Annotated in this window: 14 protein-coding genes; 11 read left to right on the top strand and 3 right to left on the bottom strand. The window is 64.4% G+C overall.

Going from position 1 to position 13,945, the window contains the following annotated elements; all coding sequences use genetic code 11:
* Positions 1–48 precede the first annotated feature (48 nt).
* Positions 49–936, top strand: a complete 888-nt coding sequence (locus ACUYV6_RS09125; RefSeq protein WP_449278348.1) for a pyrroline-5-carboxylate reductase family protein — start codon at positions 49–51, stop codon at positions 934–936.
* Positions 937–977: 41 nt separating this feature from the next.
* On the opposite strand, the gene ACUYV6_RS09120 is transcribed toward ACUYV6_RS09125, so the two are convergent.
* A complete protein-coding gene (locus ACUYV6_RS09120) occupies positions 978–1,769 on the bottom strand; it encodes an IclR family transcriptional regulator (RefSeq protein ID WP_449278347.1) in 792 nt (263 codons plus the stop codon).
* Positions 1,770–1,878: 109 nt separating this feature from the next.
* Between ACUYV6_RS09120 and ACUYV6_RS09115 the strand changes: the two genes are divergently transcribed.
* From ACUYV6_RS09115 to ACUYV6_RS09090, 6 genes are all read left to right on the top strand, one after another.
* A complete protein-coding gene (locus ACUYV6_RS09115) occupies positions 1,879–2,667 on the top strand; it encodes an ABC transporter ATP-binding protein (protein ID WP_449278346.1) in 789 nt (262 codons plus the stop codon).
* A gap of 80 nt (positions 2,668–2,747) precedes the next feature.
* The gene (locus tag ACUYV6_RS09110) at positions 2,748–3,776 is read left to right on the top strand and encodes an ABC transporter substrate-binding protein (RefSeq protein ID WP_449278345.1); all 1,029 of its coding nucleotides are present in this window, start codon (positions 2,748–2,750) and stop codon (positions 3,774–3,776) included.
* Between the two features lie 4 nt (positions 3,777–3,780).
* Positions 3,781–4,680, top strand: coding sequence for an ABC transporter permease (locus ACUYV6_RS09105; protein WP_449278344.1), 900 nt, complete (start codon positions 3,781–3,783; stop codon positions 4,678–4,680).
* A gap of 55 nt (positions 4,681–4,735) precedes the next feature.
* The gene (locus ACUYV6_RS09100) at positions 4,736–5,668 is read left to right on the top strand and encodes a dihydrodipicolinate synthase family protein (protein ID WP_449278343.1); all 933 of its coding nucleotides are present in this window, start codon (positions 4,736–4,738) and stop codon (positions 5,666–5,668) included.
* Between the two features lie 2 nt (positions 5,669–5,670).
* Positions 5,671–6,747, top strand: coding sequence for an alpha-hydroxy acid oxidase (locus tag ACUYV6_RS09095; RefSeq protein WP_449278342.1), 1,077 nt, complete (start codon positions 5,671–5,673; stop codon positions 6,745–6,747).
* A gap of 34 nt (positions 6,748–6,781) precedes the next feature.
* The gene (locus ACUYV6_RS09090; protein ID WP_449278341.1) at positions 6,782–7,738 is read left to right on the top strand and encodes a zinc-binding dehydrogenase; all 957 of its coding nucleotides are present in this window, start codon (positions 6,782–6,784) and stop codon (positions 7,736–7,738) included.
* On the opposite strand, the gene ACUYV6_RS09085 is transcribed toward ACUYV6_RS09090, so the two are convergent.
* The gene (locus tag ACUYV6_RS09085; RefSeq protein ID WP_449278527.1) at positions 7,735–9,129 is read right to left on the bottom strand and encodes an isochorismate synthase; all 1,395 of its coding nucleotides are present in this window, start codon (positions 9,127–9,129) and stop codon (positions 7,735–7,737) included. The genes ACUYV6_RS09090 and ACUYV6_RS09085 overlap by 4 nt on opposite strands.
* Positions 9,130–9,246: 117 nt before the next feature.
* Here ACUYV6_RS09085 and ubiE point away from each other — a divergent pair, with 117 nt between their 5' ends.
* Genes ubiE through ACUYV6_RS09070 form a run of 3 tightly spaced genes read left to right on the top strand, consistent with a single transcriptional unit; the run spans position 9,247 to position 12,450 of the window.
* Positions 9,247–10,005, top strand: coding sequence for a bifunctional demethylmenaquinone methyltransferase/2-methoxy-6-polyprenyl-1,4-benzoquinol methylase UbiE (gene ubiE / locus ACUYV6_RS09080; protein ID WP_449278340.1), 759 nt, complete (start codon positions 9,247–9,249; stop codon positions 10,003–10,005).
* On the top strand, positions 10,002–11,063 hold the full coding sequence (locus ACUYV6_RS09075) for a polyprenyl synthetase family protein (RefSeq protein ID WP_449278339.1): 1,062 nt from the start codon (positions 10,002–10,004) through the stop codon (positions 11,061–11,063). The genes ubiE and ACUYV6_RS09075 overlap by 4 nt, the downstream gene beginning before the upstream one ends.
* Positions 11,064–11,073: 10 nt before the next feature.
* Positions 11,074–12,450, top strand: coding sequence for a pyridine nucleotide-disulfide oxidoreductase (locus ACUYV6_RS09070; protein WP_449278338.1), 1,377 nt, complete (start codon positions 11,074–11,076; stop codon positions 12,448–12,450).
* A gap of 143 nt (positions 12,451–12,593) precedes the next feature.
* On the opposite strand, the gene ACUYV6_RS09065 is transcribed toward ACUYV6_RS09070, so the two are convergent.
* Complete coding sequence (locus ACUYV6_RS09065) at positions 12,594–12,902, bottom strand: cupin domain-containing protein (protein WP_449278337.1); 309 nt, start codon at positions 12,900–12,902, stop codon at positions 12,594–12,596.
* A 238-nt stretch (positions 12,903–13,140) separates the two neighbouring features.
* On the opposite strand from ACUYV6_RS09065, the gene ACUYV6_RS09060 reads away from it, so the two are divergent.
* Positions 13,141–13,809 (top strand): GntR family transcriptional regulator, encoded by a 669-nt coding sequence (locus ACUYV6_RS09060; RefSeq protein WP_449278336.1) that lies wholly within the window; start codon positions 13,141–13,143, stop codon positions 13,807–13,809.
* The last annotated feature ends 136 nt before the right edge of the window (positions 13,810–13,945 follow it).

Below are 13,945 nucleotides of genomic sequence, written 5' to 3'. Positions count from 1 at the left end.
CGCGGCTGAAGCGCGCGGCGTTGCGAAGCGCGCAGAACGGAGTGCGCGGTGAGCGATCAGGGTGCGAGTGGACAGAGCTTCGGAGACCTGCGGGTTGCGATGCTGGGTCTGGGGTCGATGAACGCCGCGATTCTGCGGGGTCTGTTCACCGCCGGCGTGCGCCCGGAGAACGTGATCGGCACGACGAACAGTGCGAAGTCGGCGGCAGCCAAGGCTGATGCGTTGGGCATCCGGGTGCTGTCGTCAGAGGAGAACGCGAACGCCAACGTGGTCGCAGTCGAAGGCGCAGACGTCGTGTTCGTCGGAGTGCTGCCGCCGCTCGTCGGCAGCGTGTGTGCGGAGATCGCGGATGCGGTCGCTCAGAATGCGGTAGTTGTGTCGGTGGCTGCCGGCGTGACCGTTGCGACTCTTGAGGGCGCACTGCGCGACGGCCAGCCGGCGGTGCGGACGATGCCGAACACGCCGTTGGCGGTGGGGTCAGGATCCATCGGCCTGTCTCGAGGCAAGAGTGTCACCGATGCACAGGTGGAGATGCTGCGCGAGCTCTTCTCGCCGGGCGGCCGGGTGCACGTCATCGACGAGTCGATGATGGATGCGTTCTGCGGCCTTGCCGGATCGGGGCCGGGCTACCTCTACTACGTGGCCCAGCACATGACCGCCGCCGGCGTCGAGCTGGGCTTCGAACCCGAGGTCGCTGCGCAGCTCACGATCGACACGCTACTGGGGGCTGCGACCATCGTGCAGCAGGAGATCGAGCACGACGCGGGCGCTGCTGCGGCCCTGCGCGAGGAGATGGTGCTTCCCGGTGGCACGACTGCGGCCGCGTTCGACGTGTTCGATGCGCGCGACATGGGTGATGCGGTGCGCGCTGGTGTCACAGCGAGTGCCGAACGTACGGCCGCAATTACCCGGGAACTCGCCGCCAAGAACGGCTGAGCGGCGGGACATCCCATTCACCGAACGGCTCTCTGCGTTGTTCACATGAGCGAGGCAGAGAGCCGTTCTGCGTGATCCTTCACAATCACTGCGACCTCCTCGATACGCTCGGGGGTCATGTGCACGGCGAGGCCCGAGACGCTGATAGCGCCAATGCAGTGGCCCGCGGGGTCCGAGAATCCGGCGGCAACGCATTTGATGCCGATTGATTCCTCCTCTTGATCCACGGCGAAGCCCCTGTCGCGGATCCGATGGAGCTCGGCGACGAGCTCATCGGGGTCGGTAATGGTGTGCGGGGTGATGGGGTCGAGGCCGCTCTTCAGAACATGCGCAAGAGCCTCGTCGTCGCTCATCGACGCGAGGATCACCTTGCCGACGCCAGTCGTGTGGGGGCGTTCGCGCTTGCCGATCTGGGCGGTGAACTGGATATTGCCTGGCTGCTCAACGAAGGAAACATACAGCGGGTATCCGTGGTCGACGACGGCTAGCCGGGAGGTGGTGCGGGTGGCGGAGGCAAGCGACTGCAGCACTGGCTGGGCCGCATCAATAATGGGCATGCGCTTGCGAGCTTTCTCGCCGAGTCGCATGAGCGACATGCCCAGCAGGAAGCGCGGGCCTGGCTCAATCCGGGTGACGAATCCATACTGCTTGAGTGTCTGCAGCAGTGCATGGGCGGTGCTCTTGGAGACGCCGAGCTCTTGGGCGATCTGTGTAAGACCAAGGCCTGAGGAGTGCTGCGGGTCGCCCAGCATGTTCAGAATGCTCAATGCGCGGGCAACGCTCTGTACCTGACCGGCTCGCTGTACCGGCTTATCGCCCAATAGTTCGTTCATACCGAACAGCATACGTTAATTTCGAAAATTGGTTGACTTGTTTTCGATATGTGCATAGGTTTTTCTTCAGGCCGAATGACGTTCGGCTATGTCGAACGATGGAGTTTGTATGCCAGAAGTGCTTTTCGAAGACATGAGTGTCGAGTTCCCGGGCCCGCGCGGGCGCCCGCCCCGTCTTGCGGTGAGCGATATGAACTTGCGGATCGCCGATCAGGAGTTCGTCTGCCTCCTGGGGCCGAGCGGATGCGGCAAGTCGACCGCCCTGAACGTGGTCGCCGGCTTCCTGGAGCCGACGGGCGGCACGATGCTCGTCGATGGCAAGCCGATCAAGGGTCCGGCTCCGGAACGCGGTGTCGTGTTTCAGGACGCCAACATCTTCCCGTGGCTCACGGTCGAGAAGAACATTCAGTTCGGGCCCAAGCTGAAGCGCAACTCACCGAATCTGCGCGAACGCACCGCGGAGCTCATCGAACGCGTCGGGCTGACGGGCTTCGAACAGCACCTCCCGCTCGAGCTCTCCGGCGGTATGCGTCAGCGTGTGGGTCTGGCTCGCACGCTGATCAACGATCCGTCGGTTCTGCTCATGGACGAACCTTTTGGCGCACTCGATGCCCAGACCCGCATTCTGATGCAGGAGCTGCTGCTCGAGCTCTGGGAGCGCGACCGCAAGACCGTCATCTTCGTTACGCACGACATCGACGAAGCCTTGCTGCTCGGCGACCGTGTAGTCGTCATGTCTGCGAGCCCCGGAAAGGTCAAGGAAGTGCTCGAGGTCGACCTGCCGCGGCCCCGCACCTTCGAGGTCACCGAGAACGAGAACTTCCTCGCCATGCGACGCCACCTGCTCGCAGAGCTCCATAGCGAGTCTGAAAAGGCCGAAGGCATCGCCAGCGCCTGAACCGCGCACCAGTTTTTCACAGCACAACAGTCGCGACGCCGAATGAAGCGGTCGAGACCATCACTCGAAGGAGAGAACCGATGAATATCAAAAAAGGAATGACCCTCTTTGCTGCGGGGGTCGCGGCACTCGCACTCGGACTGACCGGTTGCAGTAGCAGCGGCGGGAGCGGTGGTGACGGCGGTGGCGGGTCGGTGACGCTCGGCAACGTGCCGGCGCTCTACTGGGCCGCATGGTCGGCAACCAATACTGCGCTCGAAGAGGGCGACGGTGACGTCGATGCCAAGGTCGTGCAGTTCAAATCCTCTGCCGACGTGTTCATCGCAATGCGCAGCGGTGACCTGGACATTGCATCCATGGGCATGAACGTCATGGTCAACGGCCTTGCCGAGAACCCCGACGTGCCGATGCAGATGGTTGCGGGAATCTCGCCGGGTCGATCGCAGCTCATCGTTGCGGAGGATTCAGGTATCGAGAGCTGGGACGACCTCAAGGGGAAGAACCTGGGCGTGATCCGCGGTTCAACGGATGAGCTGATCTTCAAGATTGCCTTGGCCAACGCCGGTATCGACATGGAATCCGAGACCGAGGTGACGACGCTGCAGGCCTCAGCCGACCTGCTGCTCGCGCTGCGTAACGGTGACATCGATGCTTCCGTCACCTACCAGCCCTACACGGCCCAGGCGGTTGCCGACGGCATCGCCGTGATGCCGGAAGAGATGAACGCCGAGCTCACCGAATGGGCGAGCGTGCCGACCGGTGTGTACGCGAGCGACGACATCATCGAGAACGACCCGGATGCCGTGCAGGCAGTCGTCGACACCTTTGTTGCCGAAACCGAGAAGTTCGAGGACAAGGACGTCTGGGTTGATACGGCACTCGAGTACCAGGCCGGCGACCGCGACCTGCTGCTCTCCGCGATCGAGAACGACGAGCCCTGGTACTACATGGAACAGGACAAGATCGGCACGATGGCCAAGGCCATGGCCGAATTCGGCACCGTGTCCGATGACGTGAGCTCCGAGCTGCTCGAACGCATCAACTACGACTTCCTCTCGAAGGCGACGGGTAAGTCGCCCGAGGAACTCGGCAAGTCGAGCGGGAACTAGACGCATGACAGATACCACTGCAGCCCAGGGCGGGATCGGTGAGGCGACTCGAGCCGTCGCTGTACCGACCCAGCGGGGGACCAAGAAGCGCAAGAACAATCACGGGAACGGGTCGACCACCGGCAAGGTGCTCCTACCGATCATCCTCCCGCTGATCGTCATTGCGATCTGGCAATACACCGGTAGCCAGAGGATGATCGCCGATGGCCTGTTCCCGAGCTTCACGGCCTCGGTCGCCGCGTTCGGAGACTTCCTCTTCGCAACCGCGGAGCAGAGTGCACCGTACTCCGGTGACTGGGGGACCTCGGTACTCGACTCCTCGCAGCGCATCCTCTCGGGATACTTGATTGGCTCGGCCCTCGGAGTGGTCCTCGGTCTGCTGTCAGGGTACTCCCGGGTCGTGCGGCAGCTCGTGAACCCGATGATCGATGCACTGCGTCCGATCTCGATCACCGCGTGGATTCCCCTCGCGCTGATCTTCTTCGGGATCGGCAACGCACCGGCCATCTTCCTCACGAGCATGGCGACCTTCTTCCCGGTGTACGTGAACACCTTGATCGGTGCGATGTCGGCGGAGGGGCGTCTGCTGCGAGCAGCATCCATGCTCGGCGCGAACAAGTGGCAGATGCTGATCCGGGTGACGCTCCCGGCGACGCTGCCGTCGATCGCGACCGGTATGCGAGTGGCCCTCGCGCTTGCCTGGACCACCGTTGTCGTGGCGGAGATCCTCGGTGCGCGCTCCGGCCTCGGATACGTACTGATGGACGCCTATAACCAGTTCCGCTTCGACTACGTCGTCGCGTGCATGATCAGCCTCGGTGCGCTGGGCTTCCTGAGCGACCGACTGCTGGCGTGGCTGTTCAAGCGGCCGCTGCGCTGGGTCGAGCACGCGGCGAAAGCCTAGTCATCTCAACCTCCGGCAGGTGTGGTGCCTGCCGGAACTCGAAAGGAAACACGCAATGCGAGACACAGATGTGTCATGGAGAGGCTACTTCGCAGCCATTCCCACTCCCTTCTCCGCTGATGGGGAGGTCGACCTCGACTCCTTGAGGGGCGTGGTCCGCTATTACATCGGAGAGCGGGCTCACGGACTTGTGGTCAACGGCAGCAGCGGCGAATGGTACGCGCAGCAGCCCGAGGAACGCGAGCGCGTGGCGGCGGTCGCCGTCGAGGAAGCGAACGGTGAGCTTCCGGTCATCATCGGAGTATCGAGTATCGAGCACGAGGTCACTTCTCGCTTGATCCGTCATGCGGCGGAGATCGGGGCTGACGGAGTCATGCTGTCGCCTCCACCAGGGTGGCGACTGACCCACGAAGAGATCGTCGACTATTACCGGCGCCAGACCGCAGCCGCAGACATTCCGATGATGCTCTACAACATCCCGTCAGACGTCGCGACGGACATGTCGCCGAGCTTGATCAGTGAACTCGCGGACATCGACCGAGTGGTTGCCGTCAAGGAGAGCACTCGTGACGACCGCCAGCTCTATGAGACCTGCCGGCTTGCGGGCGACCGGCTCAGGATCTTCGGCAACCTGATGAACAGGCCAGGCCTCGGGCTGATCGCGAGTGACTGGGGCGCAGACGGCTACATCGGCAGCGGAATGCTCTTCGGCCGTGAACTCGCTGCAGCATTCGACGCGGCAGCTGCTGGTCGACCCGACGATGCGCGTGAGCTCATTGACCGCCTGGTTTCTCTGCAGGAGGCGCTCAACGACGTCGACGGCAACGGATTGTTCGGGGGCATTCCCGGCCAGCTGAAGGCGATCGTCAATTTGCTCGGCCAGCCGGGCGGCTACCCGCGATTCCCGCGCAAGCCCGTTGAGGGAGAGGAGCTCGAGGCACTGCGTCGAACTCTGCGCAACCACGGATTGGTCGGGGTTGGAGACTGACCATGATGCTGACCCCTGAGCTGCGGAATCTCGAGGCCGAAGCGCTTCCTCTCGAGATCCTCAGAGCTCGCGCGGAGCAGCGGATCGCTCCGGCGGCCTGGGCCTATCTCATGGCCTCGGCCGGAGACGGGCGCTCTGCGCTCAGAAGCAGGTTGGCATATGAGCGGGCGACGCTTCTGCCCTTCTTATGCCGGAATGTCAGCGGAGTATCGACTCGAACGACGTTGCTCGGCGAGGAGATCCCGCACCCGTTCGTCGTCGCGCCGATGGCAAGCCATCGGCTGTTCCATCCGGCAGGCGAGCGCGGTACCGCCGAGGGTGCTCGGCGGACGGGAACTCCGCTGACACTCAGCATGGAATCGACGATCGCTTGGGGAGAGGTCGGTGCCGAGCGGCATTGGTGCCAGATCTCGCCTCAACGCGATCAGTCGGTCGTCGAGGAGCTGGTCCGAGCTGCCGAGGATTCCGGTGCACGGGCGATCGTCCTGACGCTCGACACCCCGGTTCCGGGAACGCGCTATCGGCAACGAGTCGCCATGCCGACGTTCCCCGATCATCTCGAGCGTCCCATGATGCCTCCAGGAGACGGTTCGTGGGGAGCCTATACCTGGGATGGGTTGACCTGGGATGATGTGGAGAGGATCGCTGGCTTGACCAGCGTTCCGGTGCTCGGCAAGGGGGTCTTGCGGCCAACTGATGCAAGACGTGCGTTGGATGCGGGGCTCGCCGGCGTGATCGTCTCCAACCATGGGGGTCGCAACTTCGACGGGTTGCCCGCGCCGCTTGAGCAGTTGCGAGGGATCGCCGACGCAGTCGGTGACTCAGGGCTCGTGATGGTGGACGGGGGAATCCGGAGCGGCACCGACATTCTCGTCGCACTCGCTCACGGGGCCCAGGCTGTACTCATCGGGAGGCCCGTGCTGTGGGGTCTGGGTGCCGATGGCGCCGACGGGGTCGAGACCGTGCTGAGTACGCTGCGAAGTGAACTCGAACAAACAATGGCGCTCTGCGGTATCGCCTCGATCGCTGAGATCGATGGGACCCTGCTCGGCGAAACGCTGATGCCGGATCCTCGCTGATCCGAGTATCGAACTATTTGGAGAACAACAGGAGATGTGGCAGTACTACCAGCCGGCACCCACCGAGTTCGCTCGGATCGAGACCGAGGCTCCTCAGCCGAGCGAACTGGTTGAGGGTGAGGTGCTGATCCGTTTCAGGGCGGGTGCGATCTGCGGCAGTGATGTACCGAAGTACCTGGGGCATATCGACTCCGACAATCTCGATACCGGACATCCGGGCGCCCCATTACACGAGGCGGTCGGCATCATCGAGTCGAGTCGAGACGACGCCTTGCAGCCGGGGCAGCGTGTGGTCGGGATCATCAAGGGGTCTCGCGGGCTCAGCGAGGTGATTCGCAACCCGGGATGGATGCTCGTGCCAGTCGACGACCGGCTGGATGACGTTGCTGCAACGGTGATTCAGCCCGTCTCGACCGTGCTGAGCACTCTCTCCCACGCGACGAAGCTCCAGGGTGCTCGGGTGGCGGTGCTCGGTCTCGGGCCTTTGGGGTTGCTGTTCACGCATGTGGCGAAGGCACTCGGTGCCGCGCATGTGATCGGGGTGGATCGGGTCGATCGCTCGGACGTTGCCGAGCGCTTCGGAATCGACGAGGTCGTGCGCAGCGATGTTCGGTCGTGGGCGGAGAACCTCGACCCGACGGAGGCTCCGGATCTGGTCATCGAGGCGATCGGGCATCGCCAGGAGTACGTCGTCGATGCGGTTGAGGCAGTTCGTGACGGAGGCCAGTTGATCCTCTTCGGATTGCCGGAGGATCACTACGTCTTCCCGATGCGAAAGTTCTTCCGAAAGAACCTCACGTTGTGGGCCGGGACCACTCGCGACTGGCAGAAGTACCTCCGCGAAGCGCAGGCCTATCTGTTCGACCACCCGGAGCTCGTACGCGACTACGTCACTGATGTCTTTCCGGTGGACCGCGTTGATGAGGCGTTCCGCAGCTATGCGGCACCTCGCAAGGGGCGAATCAAGGTCGCACTGACACCACCGGCCTAGGCGAATGCCTCGGTGATGGGGCGCAGCTTGATCACGGTCTCGGCGAGTTCGTGCGCCGCATCGGATCCAGCAACGATGCCGCCGCCGGCGGTGGCCGTGACGAGACGTCGACCGCCCTCCGCTCGTTCCACCTGAGCGCAGCGCAGGGCGATGACCCATTCACCGTCACCGTCGGCGTCGATCCAGCCGACGGCACCTGCGTAGCGGCCGCGATCGAAGGGCTCGAGCTCGCCGATCGTGGCGACGGCGTCGGCGGTCGGCGTGCCGGCCACCGCGGCGGTGGGGTGCAGGGCGCCGACGAGTTCGATCGCGTTGACGGTCGAGGGTCCACCTGCTGATGTCGGTGAGAAGGGCTGGTCGTTCGCGGCTTCCGGCGCCTGCTCGGGTGCCGCAGCGCGCGGTGTTCCGATCGTGGCGCCGAGGTCGGTGCCGAGGTGCCACACGTTCGGAAGGCGAAGAGCGAATGGCTCCTCACTCGTGCGCAGATCCGGAAGATAGGGCGAGAGCGCGGTAACCACGCTCTGCACCGCGAAGGCGTGTTCATGCTGATCTTTCGCGCTCGTCAGCAGCTCATCGCGAGCGCGCAGATCAGCTGCGGGCTCGTCGCGACGGGCGCGAGTGCCCGCGAGCACGCGCGCCGACACCGCGCCATCGGTCGAGCGGATGAGCGTCTCGGGGCTTGCCCCCACGAGGCCGTCGATCGCGAACGTCCAGCAGTCGAGATAATCGTCGGCCAAACGGCCGAGTGGCACGCGCAGATCCGCTTCCTCTGCGATCTCACCGCGCACCTGTCGAGCGAGCACCACCTTCTCGACATCGCCCCGTGCGATGCGAGTGCTGGCCTCGCGTACGCCGTCGAGATAGGCGAGCGTGCCAGGATCCTCGGAAGAGAGATCGGCGGCCGGATCGAGATCCAAGCCCGCCCAAGTGCCGGAGGGCGCAGGAGTGGGGGCCTCTGGAGCGGCCGAAGCTACGGGGTGTCCTCCGCTCTCCGTGGTTTCCGTGACTTCCGAGTCTCCTGCAATCCCGGAATCGCCCGCGAACTCGGCGATCTCCGAGATCTCTGTGATCCAGGCCGTGCCCCGGTGCCGCGCGACCACGGTGCGGGGCACGATCAGCACGCTCGAAGACGCGCTGTCATCGGCGAACGCGAAGGTGCCGAGCGCGAGCAGTCCCGTGCCGGGCAGACGAACCTCATCGTCGACAATGGCGAGCGCCGCAATCTCCCGCCAGGTGCGTGCGGCCTCCTGGAACCTGTCGGGGCCTCGAAACTCGAGGCGCAGAACGTGGCCGATCCCGACGCATCCGCGATCTTCTCTCGTCCACAGCAGCGGATCGACCGGGTCGACCAGTGCCAGGATGTCGGGCACCTCTGCAAGGCGCCGAGTCATCGCACGCAGTCGGGGCAGGGCAGTCGTCACTCAAGACAATGTACCCGTTCGGGCTGGAGACTCGGACGCCCGCGCACTCCCGGCGGGCAGTAGGGAACGAACGACTAGCATGGGGGTGTGACTCGACCCGATACCGCTACCAAGCAGGCCGCCGAGGTCTCGACGATGTTCGATGAGGTGTCGCCCAGGTACGACCTCATCAACGACGTGCTGACCGTCGGTAATGATCGCCTGTGGCGTATCGCTACGATCCGCGCGATCGAACCGCGTCCCGGTATGCGCGTGCTCGACCTCGCGGCCGGCACAGGCACCTCCTCCGCCGCGATCGCGAAGCACGGAGCTCACGTGACCGCGGCTGACTTCTCTGACGGCATGCTCGCAGAGGGACGTAGGCGGCACGCCGACAACGACCTCATCGACTTCGTCTGGGCCGATGCCACCAATCTCCCGTTCGATGACGACAGCTTCGATGCTGCGACCATCTCGTATGGGCTGCGTAACGTGCAGGATCCGCAGCGCGCGCTCGCAGAGATGCACCGTGTCGTGCGTCCGGGTGGTCGCGTCGTCATCGCAGAATTCTCGACGCCGCCGTCGCAGCTGATTCGCGCCCCCTACCGCTGGTACGGTCGCCACTGTCTGCCGCGCATCGCGGGCATCATCAACCGCAGCGCTGCAGAGGCCTATCGCTACCTCAACGATTCGATCGAGGCCTGGCCCGATCAGCGCGAACTCGCCGCCTGGCTCGTCGACGCCGGGTTCGAACGGGTCGCCTATCGCAACCTGACCTTCGGGATCGTTGCGCTGCACCGAGGGTTCGTCACCGCGCCCTCCGTGGGCTGCGGTGATCCCTCCCGTTCTTCCGGAGGAACCGCATGAGTCGGCCGATCGCCGAAGACACCGCGACGCAAGCACTTCCGCTCAGGCTCTTCCGAGGCCCCGGCGACGTACGTCAGGCGAGACGCATGCAGCAGCAACTCGAGATCATCGAGACCGAGTTGCTCGAGCATCTGCGGTTCGCCTCGGCGGTCGCGGACGCTCCGGCCCGCTACCTCATGGAAGCAGGTGGGAAGCGGATCCGCCCGATGCTCACCCTGCTCACGAGCGAACTCGGTGACGGGCCGAGCGACCTCGTGCGACGCGCCGCGCAGTCGGTCGAGCTCACGCACCTTGCGTCTCTGTACCACGACGACGTCATGGACGAGGCGCATCTGCGCAGAGGCGTCCCCTCCGCGCAGAAGGTCTGGTCGAATTCGGTGGCGATCCTCGCCGGTGATCTGCTGTTCGCCCGCGCCTCGAGCCTCGTCGCGGGCATGGGCGAGGAAGCCATTCAGCTGCAGGCCCGCACCTTCGAGCGCCTCTGCCTCGGGCAGCTGCACGAAACTGTCGGCCCCCAGCCCGACGACGACCGCATCGCGCACTACATCCAGGTGCTCGCGGATAAGACCGGTGCCCTCATCGCCTCGGCTGCCCGTATGGGTGCCATGTTCGGGAACGCGCCGGTCGAGTACGCGGACGCCGTCATGGAGTACGGCGAGCGCATCGGCGTCGCCTTCCAACTCATCGATGACGTGATCGACCTCTCGCCGCAAGCGGAGCGCACCGGCAAGCGTGCCGGCACCGACTTGCGCGCAGGCGTCGCCACACTGCCGCTGCTGCTGTTGCAAGCCAGGGTCGCGCAGGGAGGATCATCCGCCGACGCCGAGCTGCTGGCGCGTATTGAGGCGGGTGTCGCACGTATCTCCGAGGGTGAGGACGACTCGCTGCTGGATCCTGAGGTCGAAGCGCTCAGGAACCACGAGGTCACCCGCGAGACCGAAGCCACCGCGCGCCGGTGGGCGGCCGATGCCGTCGACGTACTCGATGTGCTGCCGCGTTCGGTCGTGAAGCGCGGTCTTGAACGCATGGCCGAATCGATCGTGAACAGGGAAGGTTGAGCAGAACCACATGAGCAAGATGCGACTGGCGATCGTTGGCGCGGGCCCCGCGGGAATCTACGCAGCGGACCTGCTGCTGAAAGCCGAACGAGACTTCGAAGTCGAGATCGATCTGTTCGAGCAGCTGCCCGCCCCCTATGGTCTCGTGCGGTACGGCGTCTCGCCCGATCATCCCCGCATCAAGGGCATCATCACGGCACTGCGAGAGGTGCTCGATAGCGGGCGCATCCGCTACTTCGGCAATGTGCGCTACGGCGAAGACATCACGCTCGACGACCTGAAGCGGCACTACAACGCCGTCATCTTCTCGACCGGAGCGGTGCGCGATGCGGCGCTCGAGATCCCGGGTATCGACGCCGAGTCGTCGTACGGTGCTGCCGATTTCGTGAGCTGGTTCGACGGTCACCCCGATGTACCGCGCACCTGGCCGCTCGAGGCCGCGCAGGTCGGCGTCGTCGGCAATGGCAATGTGGCGCTCGATATTTCGCGCATGCTCATCAAGCACGCAGACGACCTGCTGCCGACCGAGATTCCTCAGAACGTGTACGAGGGACTCAAGGCGAACCCGATCGAAGAAGTGCATATCTTCGGGCGCCGGGGGCCCGCGTACGTGAAGTTCACTCCGCTCGAGCTGCGTGAGCTCGGCGAGGTGCGCGATGTCGACATGGTGCTCGACGAGCGCGATTTCGACCTCGACGACCCGTACGTCGATGAGAACCTGTCGAAGAACAAGCAGGTCGTCGTGATGACCCGCATCATGAACAAGTGGCGTGATGAGCAGAAGGCCCGGGAGGCCGGTGAGGTGGAGCCGTCGTCGCGCCGCCTGTTCATGCACTTCTGGTCGAAGCCCGTCGAGGTCGTCGTGGAGGATGGGCGCGTCGCCGGGCTCAAGGTCGCCCGCACCGCGCCTGACGGCCGTGGTGGGGTCATCGAGACCGGTGAGTTCGAAGTCATCCCGATGCAGGCGCTCTACCGCGCCGTCGGCTACTACGGCTCACCGCTCGACCGCATTCCGTTCGACGAGATGCGCGGCGTCATTCCGAACGAAGCCGGGCGCGTACTCGACGAGGCCGGAGAGCGCATGCCGGGCATCTACGCGACGGGCTGGATCAAGCGCGGCCCGGTCGGGCTGATCGGCCACACGAAGTCTGACGCGATGGAGACCCTCGAGTGCCTCATGGCTGACGCCGAGACCTGGTGGCAGCCCGCCGACCCCGACAGCGATGCGATCCCTGCGCTGCTGAGCGACCGTGACGTGCCGTACACCACGATCGAGGGGTGGCACCGTCTGGACGAGCACGAGCTCTCCCTCGGAGAGAGCGAGGGGCGCACGCGAGTCAAGGTCGTGCCGCGCGACGACATGACGCGCATCTCCCGCGGGGAGTAACTTCTCTACTGCGCAGGGCCGCTCCGGGCGCGGCATTCCTTCGGGCGCAATGCAGATTCTTCCTGGCGCAATGCAATAGGGCGCGTATGGTCGTCACCCCTGAGGGATAACGACCATACGCGCCCTATTGCATTGCCTTGGGGCTAGTTCTTGGGGTTGCGAGTCTCGACCGCATCGAACGACTCGGCGGCCATCGAGTAGCTCGTACCAGCCGGAATGATGATGCTGTCGCCGGCGTGAACCAGGTTCTCGTTTCCGTCGGCATCGAACACCGAGAGCGTGCCCGCGGTGACGTAGAGAGCGAGATCGTAGTTGTTGCTGTGCACGTCGCCCTTGAAGTCGCGCAGCTGCCAGAAGTGCAGCGAGTACGAATCGCAGCTGACGAGGTCGAGTTCGCCGCGCGAACCCTGTTCCGCTTCGGCACCGCGAACGAGGCTGATGGTCTGAGACATGGAAGATGCTCCTTTGAAGATGTGTCGGGGCCGGTGGGCACAGGCCGCTCAGCCGATGCTATTGCTCCGGCAGGCCCGACACAATGCCCCGACGCGGGAGTCGGCGGCGAAATCACCGCAAGGATCGATGCGGGAATTTGCGGGTAAACCACGCGCCGAGACCGCATCCTGCCGTGGCGCCCCGAGGAGAAAGTAGGCTCTATCTCAGACAATGCGCATCGGAGGAGCCCGAACCCACATGGTGATCAAGAACGAACCCCTCGGCGATCAGGTTGCTCGAGAGCTCCGACGCGATATTTTGACGGGGACTCGGGCGGCAGGTGAGCTGCTGATCGAGAAGGCTCTGTCCGAGGAGTACGGGCTCAGTAGGGGGCCGGTGCGCGACGCGTTGAACCAGATCAATCAGGAAGGGTTCATCGAGCAGAACGGACGCAGCTACCGTGTGCGCGCCGTGATGGCGGAGGACATCGTCGAGTTCGTCGAGATTCGATTGGCGCTCGAAACGCTCGCGGTTGAACGCGCCTTGAAGCGAAACCCTGACTGGTCGCATTCGAGAGCGGCGGTGAAGCAGATGTTCGCGGCGGTCGAGCGTGATGATCTGCAGGCGTTCGCGGAAGCGGATCTTGCTTTCCACAACGGGCTGCTGGAGGCTACTCCGCAACGACGTCTCCTGGAGACGTATCGTTCGCTGCAGCGCACGCTCGCCATCCTGCTCGAGATGAATCCCGATCTCGATAGGAATGGTCTCTTGAGCACTGCGGTCGAGCACGAACAATTGCTGGGTGCCATCGAAGCCGGCGACCCACGGTGGCCTGAACTGCTCCGCCAGTCTCTCAACGAGGGCTACGAGGGGCTGCTGTCACGCTTCGGCGGTCACTGGGGCCGCGAGGGTTCTTCCGGGGAGTAGGCCCGGCGGAGACTCGTCCGCGCTTCCAATCGGCGGTCGCCTTGACTTCGTTGGATGCGGCCTGCTTGGATACCTCTAACGGTAAACGGTCAACCGTTTGCTGGGGAGCGTGCAAGCCCATGGCTCGGACCCGCGC

This window comes from Leucobacter sp. GX24907 (assembly GCF_053567335.1).
This window is presented reverse-complemented; position numbering and strand designations above follow the sequence as displayed.

Coding starts and splice junctions, on each gene's coding strand:
- ACUYV6_RS09120 (WP_449278347.1), bottom strand. CDS start 1,769: ATGAACGAACTATTGGGCGATAAGCCGGTACAGCGAGCCGGTCAGGTA.
- ACUYV6_RS09115 (WP_449278346.1), top strand. CDS start 1,879: ATGCCAGAAGTGCTTTTCGAAGACATGAGTGTCGAGTTCCCGGGCCCG.
- ACUYV6_RS09110 (WP_449278345.1), top strand. CDS start 2,748: ATGAATATCAAAAAAGGAATGACCCTCTTTGCTGCGGGGGTCGCGGCA.
- ACUYV6_RS09105 (WP_449278344.1), top strand. CDS start 3,781: ATGACAGATACCACTGCAGCCCAGGGCGGGATCGGTGAGGCGACTCGA.
- ACUYV6_RS09100 (WP_449278343.1), top strand. CDS start 4,736: ATGCGAGACACAGATGTGTCATGGAGAGGCTACTTCGCAGCCATTCCC.
- ACUYV6_RS09095 (WP_449278342.1), top strand. CDS start 5,671: ATGATGCTGACCCCTGAGCTGCGGAATCTCGAGGCCGAAGCGCTTCCT.
- ACUYV6_RS09090 (WP_449278341.1), top strand. CDS start 6,782: ATGTGGCAGTACTACCAGCCGGCACCCACCGAGTTCGCTCGGATCGAG.
- ACUYV6_RS09085 (WP_449278527.1), bottom strand. CDS start 9,129: ATGACTCGGCGCCTTGCAGAGGTGCCCGACATCCTGGCACTGGTCGAC.
- ACUYV6_RS09075 (WP_449278339.1), top strand. CDS start 10,002: ATGAGTCGGCCGATCGCCGAAGACACCGCGACGCAAGCACTTCCGCTC.
- ACUYV6_RS09070 (WP_449278338.1), top strand. CDS start 11,074: ATGAGCAAGATGCGACTGGCGATCGTTGGCGCGGGCCCCGCGGGAATC.
- ACUYV6_RS09065 (WP_449278337.1), bottom strand. CDS start 12,902: ATGTCTCAGACCATCAGCCTCGTTCGCGGTGCCGAAGCGGAACAGGGT.
- ACUYV6_RS09060 (WP_449278336.1), top strand. CDS start 13,141: ATGGTGATCAAGAACGAACCCCTCGGCGATCAGGTTGCTCGAGAGCTC.